Here is a 12263-nt window from a genome sequence, read left to right as displayed (position 1 = left end):
CCGAAATTGCTGATTTCAACCGTTGAGTTTGGCCTCGAACATCCCGATGGTTTTCAGAATGTTGTCGAACAAGGGGGGATCCCCGATGATCATTTCTTGCATCCCCACATAGTCCCGGCGCAGCGCTGCTTTCAGCTCAGGGTTCGGTAGCAATCTTAGAGATCCGGGCCTGGCATTCTCGTAGTTAGCCCAAGCCGCTTTGAAGAAGACGGACTTATGGTGTGCAACCTGATCCAGCAAGTCGATCTGTTCGATAGCGCGAGAATGGGTCTCGTGTTTGATCAACTGAGCCATGTCGTAATAATGGCGCGACATACGGTCAGCCAGAGGTTTGGTGATGTCCTGATGATAGAGCATATGCAGGATCGTGGCTTTCTCCCAGAATGTGCGTTCAACACCCAAGACCTTCACATCGACGTCGCTCGCCTCCAACAGGTCTGGAAATGCCTGATGCACATAAGGTGATATCCTGCGGGACTCGGCTGGAAGGTGAACCCCACGGGCGCCAAATTCGAACCGCACTACCGGCTGGATGTAGCCGCTGGCCGCACTTGTCTCGGATGGATAGGCGAAAAGCAAGGTTTGTGCATCATTAGGATCGACCGAGAGGGAAAAGTGCTGATCAAGCACGGCGCCAAACTTGATCTTGGTTTCTTTCAGAAGCGGTCCTGAGACTACTTTGGTGGCCGTATCCTGAAGCTCCTGCAGCAGTTGCTTTTGTTTTTTGCCTGAAAGGGCAGGGTGCTCGGGGTCACGTGTGCCGTCGAAACCGAGCTGTGCCCGGTCGAGAGACAGATCCACGTCTTCTGAGAACCGATGGATGATGTCATAGACCTTGGATAGCGATGTCCCACCCTTGAAGATCATGTGAGTGCCAAAAGAGGGCAGGGCGAATAGATGTTTCAGCGACCAGCAGACCCAGAAATCCTTCTCAACGATTGCCTTGGAAATGCCAAGCTTTGCGGCCGTTTCCTGAAACGCTTCTTCACGGTTCTTTGGAGTATCGTTGGCAAACTGGTCCAAGATCAGACCCGTGCCACGATTTGCTGCACTACCGGGTGCATCCAGGTCGGAACATATCTACTTTGTCTTGCGAGCAATGCGCGGTCCTTAACATCCAGATTGCGGGCCAGCGTGTCGACAACACGGCTATCCACCCGGTTTTTGCCAACATAGCGTAACGCCTGAAATACGGCGCCGGTTTTCTGGCCTGCACCAACTAGCGTTTTGGATGATGCATTCCGGAACTGGATGACTTGTCGACCAACTGTCTTGGTGCGGGTCGGGCCGTCGGTCATGTAAGTCGGCTTGGACGGCACTTGGGTCGACAGCCCCAACTGGTTGGCTGCCATGGCAGGGGAGGGCTGTAGAACCTGATTGTCTTTGCGTGCAATCGCTTTGGCAATGTCATCGGCTGACGGAGACAACAGCCCTAATCGGGCGCTCTTTCTCGGATAGTCATAAAGCCCACGCGTTAACCGTCGGATCATCCCTTGATCCGCCAAACGCGACAATGCCTGATCCACACTTGCGCGGGAGCCAATATCCAGAAAGTCGGTTGGCGCAAAGATTGAGCCCCGGCCTTTTCCGATGATGCGTTGTCTAATCGATGAAGTGATCATAGTTTTCTCCTTGTCAGAAAATATAATACTTTTTTCTGACTTACAAGTTAGCAGAGTATTGCCAAGTTGTTTGAGGATTCATGAAAAGTGATTTTGTTCCGCGCTCGGGCTGTCATTTCTGCGGTGTACTCATCCCAGAGTGTGAACGCATCAATCCGTGCGTGGCGGTATGAGATGGCGGTGAGTTGGTATCGGCGAGGGCGGAAGATTAAGTTGATCTGGTCATGCGCAGACAGAAACCTCTGGGCTTGCCGGTGTGATTTGAACCGCCCGAACATTTTTTCTCGCTTCCGTGTCGGCCTGTGCGACACTTCGATTGCATTGTTCAGGCCTTTGTGGGCGCGATGGTCGGCGTCCGGAGCCAACTTGTTGATCGGCTTGATGTAGCTGCGCAACTTGTCAGTTATTACGACCCTCGGTTCACCAAATTGAGCCACGAGCCTCTGAAAGAACCGCTTTGCAGCTCTTGCGTTCCGGCGAGTTTGTACGAGAATGTCGAGGACATTACCAATTGCTTCGATGGCGCGCCATAGCCAGTGTTTTCTGCCACGGATCGAAATCACAACTTCGTCCATTCGTCACTTGTCGTTTGGCCGCAGACGATCTCGCCGGATGCAGTCTCCGAAATGCTGCCCAAACCGATTGACCCATAACCGGATCGCTTCCCGGCTTACAATCACGCCCCGCGCTGCCATCAGGTCCTCAACATCCGCCGTGCTCAGTGCAAAGCGGTGGTACGCCCAGACTGCATAAGCAATGATCTCACGAGGATAGCGGAACCCTTTCAGGCGCGGCATTTTGGTCGGAATGTTCATGACCCGCGGATAGCCCGGTCAAGACGGACGAGCAACTTGGCAATACCTCAGTAAAGTTTGAGGAAAGAGTAGCTCCAGATTGTGGTTGCTGGGAAATGCTTGGCAAACACTGAATTACCAGAGGACCGGTTGGCTGGTTGATCGTTGGCGGAGGTGTGGGCCACGTACCGCACAAAATTTCGGCGGTCGCTTTGGATCTATGTCTTCAACACACATTTTTCTTTACAGACGCATGATTCTATCCGCATGATCGCTAGTAAACCAGTTTACTAAACCGATTTACCTGAATCTCAGGAGTGATCGGACATGGCGGGAACACGAATGGCCAATCTTCAGGATGTTGCAAATGCTGCTGGCGTCTCCAAGACGACGGTGTCCCGTTTCCTGAACGGCTCGCTCGATCTGCCCGAAAAAACCGCTCTGCAGATCAACACCGCCATTCGTGCGCTGAACTACAAACCAAACCCTCACGCAAGGCGGCTTAGCCTTGGGCGGACCGATACCATTGGGCTGATCGTACCGGACATTGCGACACCTTTCTTTGCCACCTTCGTCGCGGCTGTAGAGCAGGAAGCCGATGCCCACGGTAAGGCCTTGGCGCTTTATGCTACACTAAACCGCCGAGACCGGGAGCTTTCCTACATCGATCTCTTGCGGCAAGGGCATGCAGACGGGTTGATTTTTATCACGAACCATCAAGGTGATGCGGCCTTGGCCGATCGGATCAACACAGCCGGTCCCTGCATCGTGGTGGACGAGGACGTGGTAGGCACACAGGTACCCAAGCTGTTTTGCGACAACTTCGAAGGGGGCCGGCTGGCAGGGCGTCATCTGGCGCAGTCGGGTCATCGGCACGTCTTGTTCATCGGTGGCGTCGACGAGATGATTTCTGGCCAGCGCCGTTACGGCGGGTTTGCGGCCGGGATGGCCGAGGTGGGCGGCCCCGACTGCGTGATTGAACGGGCTCGGGGGACTTACACCTTCGCGGCAGGGCGTGAGGCGGCTCGCGAGTTCGTGGCCCGTCCAAACCACAGCCGCCCGACTGCGATCTTTGCAAGTTCCGACGAACTGCTCATTGGTCTGTACGAAGTTTTACAGGAGTCCGGCGTTTCAATTCCCGACGATGTCTCTGTCATCGGGTTTGACGATGTCGGCCCGTTGCACCTGTTCGCACCCGCCGTCACGGCAGTGCGCCAGCCGGTGCGGGATCTTGGAAAGCGGGCGCTGCGCCTGCTGCTCGAGACCTCTGCACCATCCGAGGGCAAAAAGCTCCCGCAAGAGGAGCTGTTGCCCGTTACCCTGGTAGAACGGGCCTCCGTCGGCCCGCCTCCCAGGTCAACTCTCCTAATGCAACCGAATTCCAACTCACGGAGGTACTGACATGACCATGAAAACAACCCGACGCGCCTTTGGCGTGGGTGCTGCCGCTTGCCTGCTTGCAACCACGGCGTTGGCCCAGGACGCCCCCACATTTGCTCTTGTGCAGATCAACCAACAGGCGCTGTTTTTCAATGAAATGAACCGTGGCGCACAGGAGGCTGCAGAGGCCGCGGGCGTGAACCTGGTGATCTTTAACGCCAACAACGATTCTGCGGCGCAGAACAGTGCGGTCGAGACCTATATTCAGGAAGGTGTTGCTGGCATGGCCGTGGTGGCCATCGACGTGAACGGCATCATGCCAGCTGTGCAACAGGCCGACGCGGCGGGCATTCCCGTGGTGGCCATTGATGCGATCCTGCCCGAGGGCGGTCCGCAGAAGGCGCAGATTGGCGTGGATAACGCCAAGGCCGGCGCTGACCTTGCCGCCTATTACAACGAAAACATGGCCGATCCGTCCAAGCTGGGCATCGTGGGCGCGCTGAACTCTTACATCCAGAATGTGCGCAAGGATGGTTTCGAAGACGCGCTGAACGGCGACACGGTGACTGTTGCGGGCACGGTTGACGGGCAGAACATCCAAGATGTGGCGCTGGGGGCTGCCGAAAACCTGATCACCGCCAACCCCGATCTAACGGCCATCTATGCGACCGGCGAACCCGCCTTGATGGGCGCGATTGCCGCTGTTTCTTCGCAGGGAAAACAAGATGACCTGTCGGTTTTTGGCTGGGATCTGACGGCGCAGGCTATTGACGCCATCGACGATGGCTATCTCAAGGCCGTGATCCAGCAGGACCCCGCCGCCATGGGGGCTGCTGCTGTCGAGGCGCTGATCGCGCTGCATGAGGGTGAGAGCGTCGAAGCCGAGATATCGGTGCCGGTAACCATCGTCACATCGGAGAACGTGGACGACTTCCGGTCGCTGTTCGAATGATGATGGCGGAGATTCATGAAGAGGGGAGGGGGGACGCACCCCCCTCTGCCACTGCCGCTCCCATTCTGGCTTTGCGTAATATCCACAAGACCTTTGGGTCCCATCAGGCGCTGCGCGGTGTCGATCTGGATATCTGTCGAGGTGAATGCCTTGGGCTGATTGGGGACAACGCTGCCGGGAAATCGACGCTGTCCAAGGTCATGTCTGGCACCTACATCCCAGACGAGGGCCAGATCCTGATGGACGGCCAGCCTGTTCGTTTCGGCAGCCCCTCCGAGGCCCGCGATCTGCACATCGAGATGGTATATCAGGATCTGTCGCTATGTGATCACGTGGATGTTGTGGGTAATCTTTTCCTTGGGCGCGAACTGAAGCGCGGCCCTTTTCTCGACCAGCCCCGGATGCTGGAAGAGGCGGAAAAGATGCTTGCCGCGCTGGAAATCCGTATTCCTCGCCTAACCGCCAAGGTCGAGAAACTGTCCGGCGGTCAGCGGCAGGCTATCGCCATCGCCCGCGCGGCCAGCTTCAGACCGAATGTGCTGATCATGGACGAGCCGACCTCGGCATTGGCCGTGGCCGAGGTTGAGGCGGTGCTTGAACTTATCAACCGGGTGAAGGCCACCGGCGCTGCCGTGGTGCTGATCACCCACCGAATGCAGGATCTGTTCCGCGTCTGCGACCGGGTCGCCGTCATGTACGAAGGCACCAAAGTCGCAGAGCGCGACATTGACAAGACGGATCTGCAGGAACTGGTCGACCTGATTGTCGGCAAAGGGGGTCACTGATGGTGGCATATACGGAACGTCAGGCCGGATCAAAGCTGGCCGATTTCGTGGGCGAACATGCGCAGGTGCTGTCCATCGCCTTGTTTTTCATGGTCTGCATGGTGTTCTTCGGGGCCATGACATCGACCTTTCTGATGCCGGGCAACCTGTTGAATGTGCTGCGACAGGCGGCGCCGATCCTTGTGGTCGCGGTGGCCATGACGCTGGTCATTACCACCGCGGGGATTGATCTGTCGGTGGGGTCGATGGTGGCTCTGATCAATGCTGCTGCTGCTATTGTCATGGCAGCCGGGCTGCCCTGGCCCATGGCCATCGTGCTGATGCTGGTGCTTGGGGCGGGGATCGGCCTGATCCAGGGCTGGTTCGTGGCCTATCAGGGCATCCCTGCTTTCATCGTGACGCTGGCGGGTCTGTCGATCCTACGCGGTGCGGCGTTGTACATGACCGAGGGCTATTCCATCCCAATCCGCGATGCCGACGGGTTTTTCTGGCTGGGACGTGGCGAGATCGCCGGTTTCCCGGTGCCGGCACTGATCGCTATCCTCGTGGCAGTACTGGGATTTGTCGTGATGCTGCGGACCCAATACGGGCGGCAGGTCATCGCTGTCGGGTCCAACATCGAGGCGGCGCGCCGCGTCGGTATGCCGGCCAAGCGGGTGCTGGCATCCGTCTACATGGTGTCCGGTCTCGCCTGTGCGGTGGCGGGTATCCTGATCGCTGCGCGCCTTGGCTCTGGCTCGTCGAATGCGGCACAGGGGTTTGAGTTGCAGGTGATCGCAGCGGTGGTGTTGGGCGGTACATCCCTTATGGGCGGTAAGGCGTCGATGCTGGGCACCGTGTTGGGCACAATGACCATTGCCGTGATCGGCAATGGATTGATCCTGATGCATATCTCGCCCTTCTTCACGCAGATCGTCACCGGGACCATCATCCTTGTCGCGATCTGGATGAACGCGCGTCTGTTCGACCGCAAATGGCGGTTCGACAAAAAAAAGGCCGTGTCATGAGCGAGCTGTCGCCCTGCCACGTCCGCTCAGGTCAGGTGATGACCGTGACCGGGCCGATCCCCTCAGCCCGGCTGGGACATACACTGATGCACGAGCATCTGCAGAACGATTGTTCCTGTTGGTGGCATCCGCCCACCGACCCCGCGCGAGAATACCTTGTCAACGCGCCGGTCAGCATCGAACTGCTGTCCGAGTTGCGGCAGGATCCGTTTGTCAACAAACACAACATCGCGCTCGACGACCTTGAGCTGGCCATCGAAGAGGTGCACCAGTTCACCGCCGTGGGGGGGCGGAGCATCGTCGATCCGACCTGTCGCGGCATCGGGCGCGACCCGACCAAGCTGCGACGCATCTCGGCCGAGACCGGGGTGCAAGTGGTCATGGGGGCGGGCTACTACCTTGCCTCATCCATGCCGGACGAGGTTGCGCGGCTATCGGTCGATGGTATCGCGGACCAGATCGTGCAAGAGGCGCTGGAAGGCGTCGACGGCACCGACGCTAAAATCGGTCTGATCGGTGAGATCGGCGTGTCGTCAGAGTTTACCGCCGACGAAGAGAAATCCTTGCGTGGTGCGGCACAGGCACAGGTCCGCACTGGCCTGCCGTTGATGGTGCATCTGCCGGGCTGGTTCCGGCTGGGGCATCGCGTGCTGGATATCGTCGAGGAAGAAGGCGCCGACCTTCGCCATACCGTGCTGTGCCACATGAACCCGTCGCACATGGACCCGGTCTATCAGGCGACCCTCGCGCAACGCGGCGCTTTCGTCGAGTTCGACATGATCGGGATGGATTACTTCTACGCCGATCAAGGTGTGCAATGCCCCTCTGATGACGAAGTCGCGCGGGCGATTATGACGCTGGTCGAGGCCGGATTCCTTGACCGCATTCTGCTCTCTCAGGATGTCTTCGTGAAAATGATGCTGACCCGCTACGGCGGCAATGGCTATGCCTTCGTAACGAAGCATTTTTTGCCTCGTCTGCTGCGCCATGACCTGCCTGCACAGGCGATGGACACGCTCATGGTGACCAATCCCCGTCGCGTCTTTGACGCGAGCGCATAACTTTCTGAAAAGGACTGAACTATGACCAAGGTTTTGCTAGTCGGCGAAAGCTGGACCACGTCTGAGACCCATTTCAAGGGCTTCGATCAATTCGGATCGGTGCATTTCCACACGGGTGCCGATCCGCTGCTGAAGGCGCTCAAGGGGTCTGAGTTCGAGGTGGACTACATGACCGCGCATGAGGCGGCAGAGGGCTTCCCCTTCGAGATGGATGGCTTGAAGGGCTACGACATTATCATCCTATCGGACATTGGCGCGAATACCTTTCTGTTGCCGCCCGATGTCTGGTTGCGGTCGAAATGCGTGCCCAACCGTCTACGCCTGTTGAAACAGTGGGTCGAAGAGGGCGGCAACCTGATCATGATGGGCGGCTATTTCTCGTTCCAGGGGATCGACGGCAAGGCGCGCTGGCGCAAGACCCCGGTCGAGGACACGTTGCCCGTCACCTGCTTTCCGTGGGACGACCGCATTGAAATCCCCGAAGGCGCGGTAGCCGAGGTGCTCGCCCCCAATCATTTTGTGATGGCGGGTATTGAAGGTGTCTGGCCGCCGATCCTCGGCGTCAACGAGGTCGAGCTGCGAGAAGGTGCAGAGGTCGTCGCGCGGATTCCCGAGGAGCAGGGTGGCCATCCATTGTTGGTGCTGGGAACGCACGGGGCCGGGCGGACCGCTGCCTGGACATCGGATATAGGGCCTCATTGGCTGTCGCCGGAGTTCTGCGAATGGGTGGGCTATGCCCGACTGTGGAAGAATGTGCTGGGCTGGCTCGTGGCGCGCTGAATGTGGGCCCCTGCGCCGGCTTGGGCCGCCCGAAACCAGCGGGCGGCCCGGTCCGTCAGGGGGGGTGGGTTTCGGGGCCAAGGATCGTGGCAAATTCCGCCTGTGTCGGAAAGGCCGCAACGGTGCCGGGCCGCGCCACCGTATGCGCTGCGGCGCGGGCTGCATCGGCCAAGGCACGTGCGTCCAAAGCCACGCCGCGCAGCGCCGCCGAGGCCAGCGCCGTTGCCATGAAGCAATCACCCGCCCCGGTGGTGTCACGCACCGTGCAGGGCACCGCAGGCACAGTGATTTGTTCCGCCGCAGTGATCAAAGCCGCCCCTGCAGCGCCCAACGTCAGCACGACCGTTCCAATCCCGAGATCCAGCAGATGATCCACACCGCCAAGAGCCTCCGCCTCGCCCTCGTTGACGAAGGCCGTGTCGACCAACGACCACAGCGGCGCAAAGTAAGGCTGCAGGGGCGAGGGGTTCATCGCCGTGTGCATGCCTATTGCGCGAGCGGCGCGCAACAGAGCGCCGGTGGTCTCGGCGCTCAGGTTGCCTTGCACCGCGAGCAGATCGTCCGCGTGTGCGCCGTCCAGCCCGGCGAGGGCCTGTTCGGGTGTAAGGGCCGAGGCCGCTTCGCGCGTGGTGATCACGGCATTTTCACCGGCTGCCGCCATCAAGATGGTCGAGGCATCGGTGCTGACGCCGGTCAGCCGGATCAGTCGAGCGTTCAGCGGTTCATGCGCCAGTCGTTCGGTGATGTCACGCCCGCGCGAATCATCGCCCAGAGCGGCGACAAACACACATTGCAGGCCGGTGCGTGCCATCGCAACGGCCTGGTTTACCCCTTTCCCTCCAAGGTCGCGCGACAGACTTTCGCCAAAAATCGACGCGCCTGGACTGGGGAAATCCTCAATCGCCAAGGTCTCGTCCAGGGCGGCATTGCCTATGACATAGGCCTTCATCACATCTTCCTTCTTTTCTGAAAGGGTACTTCATGCAGCAAATATCTGACCGGACGACCGGCGCGATCCACGACATCTTTGGCCGACACAAGGCGCTGATCGGCATGATTCATTGCCCGGCCTTTCCCGGTGCACCACGCTATCGCGGCGAGAGTCTCGACAGCATCTACGATGCTTGCATGCGCGACGCCGAGAGGCTGATTGAGGGTGGTCTGCACGGGCTGATCGTCGAGAACCACGGCGATGTGCCGTTTTCCAAGCCCGAAGACATCACCCACGAAACGGCGGCCTTTCTGTCCGTCGTGACCGATCGTGTTCGCCGTGCGGTGGGCGTGCCCATGGGCATCAACGTACTGGCCAATGCGCCGATCCCGGCGCTCGCGACCGCTGTCGCCGGGGGCGCGGATTTCATTCGGGTCAACCAGTGGGCCAATGCCTATGTCGCCAACGAAGGTTTCATGGAGGGGCGCGCCGCCGAGGCCATGCGCTACCGCAGCCTGCTGCGCGCCGAGCGGGTCAAGATTTTTGCCGACAGCCACGTTAAGCACGGCAGTCATTCCATCACCGCCGACCGGTCGATCCCTGAACTGACCCGCGATCTTGCGTTCTTTGACGCAGATTGTGTGATTGCCACGGGGCAGCGCACCGGCAACAGTGCCACGATGGAAGAGATCGACGAGATTGCGGGCGCGACACATCTGCCGTTGCTGGTGGGGTCCGGTGTGACCGAAGACAACATCGTTGCCATCCTGGACCGGACGAACGGCGTGATCGTCGCGTCCTCGTTGAAAGAGGGCGGCGTCTGGTGGAACCCTGTCGAGCCCGAGCGAGTGCGCCGCTTTGTCGCTGTGGCGCAGGAGGGGCTTGATGGCTGAGGAGCTGACAGATCGCATCCTACGCGAAAACGCCGCCGATTTCGACGCCATGGTCGGGCACCGTTTCGTGCGGGACATCGCGTCGGGGTCGCTCGCGCCCGATGTCTTCGACCGGTATTTGCTGATTGAAGGAGCCTTTGTCGACACAGCCATCGCGATCTTCGGATACGCGGTGGCAAAGGCCGAAGATCTCGACGACCGGCGGAAGCTGATCGGTACGTTGGATGCCTTAGCCAATGAGCAAATGTCCTATTTCGAGGCGGCCTTCGCCGCGCGGGGCATCACTCCAGACCCGGCGTTGCAGGCCGATCCGCGCGTGGCAGCGTTTCGGGACGGCATGTTGGAAATCGCCCGCGATGGCGATTTCACGGCCATCGTCACGGCAATGTTCGCAGCAGAGTGGATGTACTGGACGTGGTGCAGACAGGTCCGCAACGCGCCTATGGTCGACCCCATGCTGGCCGAGTGGGTCGAAATGCACGCGGCACCCAATTTCACCGCACAGGCCCATTGGCTTCGCGACCGGTTGGATAATCTGGGCGAGACAATGACCGAAGCGCAGCGAATTCATACGGTTGCAGTCTTTGGCCATGTGCAGCGGTTGGAGATCGGGTTTCACGAGGCGGCCTATGCCGAGGCTTCGATTAGCGAAGAATAAAGCGCGACTGCCTCGACCAGCCGAGGAATGCGGACATATTCGTCCGTCACATGCGGCTGGTCCACCTGTCCGGGCCCAAGGATCATGACCGGTACCCCCATCGCCGGTTGTAGCAGGGAAGCATCGGTAAAGTAGTTCACCGAAGACCGCAGGGCGTTATGGTCCGTCATGCCGATCACGGTTTGGCAGGCGTCGCGAAACCACCGCTCTGACGGATCGGTCCACACAGGCGGTAGGTCAATGATCGGCTTGATCGAGACCTCTGCACCGCATAGCGCCCGCAGTTCCGCCGTAAGCGCCTCGTGGCTGACCCCGACGACGGAGCGCAAATCGACCGTCAGTCGACAGTGATCGGGGACCGAGTTGGTGTTGATCCCGGCCGATAACGTTCCAAGGTTACAGGTCGCGCGGCCCATTTCCGCGTGCGCGTAATCCGGCTGCCAGCCGGCCAGCCGGGCCAGAGTGGGCGCCATGGCGGTAATTGCATTGCGGCCCAGATCCGGCGTCGCGCCATGGGCCGTGACGCCGTGCGAGGTAAGCTCCAGCCACAGTGCGCCCTTGTGACCGGCGACCGGCTGGTTGTCAGTGGATTCACCCACGACCATGGCCCGAGCCGGCGGCAGGGCGGTGGTTTCTGTCAACCAGCGCGCGCCGTCGCAGCCGGTTTCCTCACCACTGGTCAAGATAACGCTGGCGGGCGCCGTCGTTGCCTGTGCGGCAACGATGAATGCTGCGACGCCGCCTTTCATATCGCTGCTGCCACGCCCGTACAGGCGATCGTCGGTAATCTCACCGTCGAAGGGCGCGCAGTTCCATGCCATATGGCCAAGAGGCACCGTGTCCAGATGCCCGCTAAAGCATAGCCCGGGAGCTTCACCACGCACTGCGATGAGGCTCGACCGCTCAGGCAAGTGGTCAATCACCTGGCAGGTGAACCCTGCTGTTTCCAACGCACGGGCGCAGAAGCGCACGCAGGCGGCTTCCTGCCCAGGCGGGTTGATCGTGTCAAAGGCCAGAAGCTGCCGGGTCAGGGCGATCACCGCGTCTGATTGGGTCATCCGTGTAGCCTTCCGATTGTGTGCGTAATGTAGCTGCTTAATGCAGCTTAGACACCCAGACGGATTGGTAAAGCGGTTTACAAGTTGGTCGGGTGTATTTTCTCCCTTCCTGATAGCTATGCTGAAATGCTGGTCAGGTTAGAACTGTGTGCCATTGAGAACCTGCGCCTTCTCGTCGGCAGTCATCTTCGCGGTACTGAGCGCAACGGGGGAAAAGGGCTAACAGCCCTTTACGTTTCTTTAACGCAGGTGGAGACTATGTTTCGATATCTTCTGAACGCAATACCCCTCGAAAACACACTTTTGGAGTGCGTATGGGGCATGAGTGGATTAATGCTCGCG

At 59.4% G+C, this 12263-nt stretch carries 12 protein-coding genes and 1 pseudogene; 8 read left to right on the top strand and 5 right to left on the bottom strand.

What is annotated here, in order from left to right:
- Positions 1-15 precede the first annotated feature (15 nt).
- The 3 genes and pseudogenes from AC2FFD_RS15485 to AC2FFD_RS15475 form a co-directional block, all read right to left on the bottom strand.
- On the bottom strand, positions 16-1023 hold the full coding sequence (locus AC2FFD_RS15485; RefSeq protein WP_267362918.1) for a nucleotidyl transferase AbiEii/AbiGii toxin family protein: 1008 nt from the start codon (positions 1021-1023) through the stop codon (positions 16-18).
- A 2-nt stretch (positions 1024-1025) separates the two neighbouring features.
- Complete coding sequence (locus tag AC2FFD_RS15480; RefSeq protein WP_267362916.1) at positions 1026-1622, bottom strand: DUF6088 family protein; 597 nt, start codon at positions 1620-1622, stop codon at positions 1026-1028.
- A gap of 47 nt (positions 1623-1669) precedes the next feature.
- Positions 1670-2437 (bottom strand): annotated as a pseudogene (locus AC2FFD_RS15475) (IS6 family transposase).
- 306 nt (positions 2438-2743) lie between these two features.
- On the opposite strand from AC2FFD_RS15475, the gene AC2FFD_RS15470 reads away from it, so the two are divergent.
- From AC2FFD_RS15470 to AC2FFD_RS15445, 6 genes are read left to right on the top strand one after another with little or no spacing between them, the layout of a single operon-like run.
- Positions 2744-3817, top strand: coding sequence for a LacI family DNA-binding transcriptional regulator (locus AC2FFD_RS15470; protein WP_475190639.1), 1074 nt, complete (start codon positions 2744-2746; stop codon positions 3815-3817).
- 1 nt (position 3818) lies between these two features.
- The gene (locus tag AC2FFD_RS15465; RefSeq protein WP_475190636.1) at positions 3819-4748 is read left to right on the top strand and encodes a substrate-binding domain-containing protein; all 930 of its coding nucleotides are present in this window, start codon (positions 3819-3821) and stop codon (positions 4746-4748) included.
- A 2-nt stretch (positions 4749-4750) separates the two neighbouring features.
- A complete protein-coding gene (locus AC2FFD_RS15460; protein WP_496873488.1) occupies positions 4751-5533 on the top strand; it encodes an ATP-binding cassette domain-containing protein in 783 nt (260 codons plus the stop codon).
- Positions 5533-6540: an ABC transporter permease gene (locus AC2FFD_RS15455; protein WP_475190630.1), complete on the top strand. Its 1008-nt coding sequence runs from the start codon at positions 5533-5535 to the stop codon at positions 6538-6540. The genes AC2FFD_RS15460 and AC2FFD_RS15455 overlap by 1 nt, the downstream gene beginning before the upstream one ends.
- On the top strand, positions 6537-7601 hold the full coding sequence (locus tag AC2FFD_RS15450; RefSeq protein ID WP_475190628.1) for a phosphotriesterase family protein: 1065 nt from the start codon (positions 6537-6539) through the stop codon (positions 7599-7601). Before AC2FFD_RS15455 ends, AC2FFD_RS15450 begins: the two co-directional genes overlap by 4 nt.
- Positions 7602-7622: 21 nt before the next feature.
- Positions 7623-8381: a glutamine amidotransferase gene (locus tag AC2FFD_RS15445; RefSeq protein WP_475190625.1), complete on the top strand. Its 759-nt coding sequence runs from the start codon at positions 7623-7625 to the stop codon at positions 8379-8381.
- Between the two features lie 55 nt (positions 8382-8436).
- On the opposite strand, the gene AC2FFD_RS15440 is transcribed toward AC2FFD_RS15445, so the two are convergent.
- Positions 8437-9330, bottom strand: coding sequence for a PfkB family carbohydrate kinase (locus AC2FFD_RS15440; protein WP_475190623.1), 894 nt, complete (start codon positions 9328-9330; stop codon positions 8437-8439).
- A gap of 32 nt (positions 9331-9362) precedes the next feature.
- Between AC2FFD_RS15440 and AC2FFD_RS15435 the strand changes: the two genes are divergently transcribed.
- Entirely contained in the window at positions 9363-10205 is an 843-nt protein-coding gene (locus AC2FFD_RS15435; RefSeq protein ID WP_475190620.1) for a BtpA/SgcQ family protein, read from the top strand.
- Positions 10198-10863 (top strand): TenA family protein, encoded by a 666-nt coding sequence (locus tag AC2FFD_RS15430; protein WP_475190617.1) that lies wholly within the window; start codon positions 10198-10200, stop codon positions 10861-10863. Before AC2FFD_RS15435 ends, AC2FFD_RS15430 begins: the two co-directional genes overlap by 8 nt.
- Here AC2FFD_RS15430 and AC2FFD_RS15425 read toward each other — a convergent pair.
- Positions 10833-11921, bottom strand: a complete 1089-nt coding sequence (locus AC2FFD_RS15425) for a M20 family metallopeptidase (protein WP_475190616.1) — start codon at positions 11919-11921, stop codon at positions 10833-10835. The genes AC2FFD_RS15430 and AC2FFD_RS15425 overlap by 31 nt on opposite strands.
- Positions 11922-12263: the final 342 nt, after the last annotated feature.

The organism is Ruegeria sp. YTSC002 (assembly GCF_059609845.1).
This window is presented reverse-complemented; position numbering and strand designations above follow the sequence as displayed.

Bases quoted from the DNA above. Each gene is read 5' to 3' on its own strand.
- AC2FFD_RS15480 (WP_267362916.1), bottom strand. From the start codon at position 1,622: ATGATCACTTCATCGATTAGACAACGCATCATCGGAAAAGGCCGGGGC.
- AC2FFD_RS15470 (WP_475190639.1), top strand. From the start codon at position 2,744: ATGGCGGGAACACGAATGGCCAATCTTCAGGATGTTGCAAATGCTGCT.
- AC2FFD_RS15465 (WP_475190636.1), top strand. From the start codon at position 3,819: ATGACCATGAAAACAACCCGACGCGCCTTTGGCGTGGGTGCTGCCGCT.
- AC2FFD_RS15460 (WP_496873488.1), top strand. From the start codon at position 4,751: ATGGCGGAGATTCATGAAGAGGGGAGGGGGGACGCACCCCCCTCTGCC.
- AC2FFD_RS15455 (WP_475190630.1), top strand. From the start codon at position 5,533: ATGGTGGCATATACGGAACGTCAGGCCGGATCAAAGCTGGCCGATTTC.
- AC2FFD_RS15450 (WP_475190628.1), top strand. From the start codon at position 6,537: ATGAGCGAGCTGTCGCCCTGCCACGTCCGCTCAGGTCAGGTGATGACC.
- AC2FFD_RS15445 (WP_475190625.1), top strand. From the start codon at position 7,623: ATGACCAAGGTTTTGCTAGTCGGCGAAAGCTGGACCACGTCTGAGACC.
- AC2FFD_RS15440 (WP_475190623.1), bottom strand. From the start codon at position 9,330: ATGAAGGCCTATGTCATAGGCAATGCCGCCCTGGACGAGACCTTGGCG.
- AC2FFD_RS15435 (WP_475190620.1), top strand. From the start codon at position 9,363: ATGCAGCAAATATCTGACCGGACGACCGGCGCGATCCACGACATCTTT.
- AC2FFD_RS15430 (WP_475190617.1), top strand. From the start codon at position 10,198: ATGGCTGAGGAGCTGACAGATCGCATCCTACGCGAAAACGCCGCCGAT.
- AC2FFD_RS15425 (WP_475190616.1), bottom strand. From the start codon at position 11,921: ATGACCCAATCAGACGCGGTGATCGCCCTGACCCGGCAGCTTCTGGCC.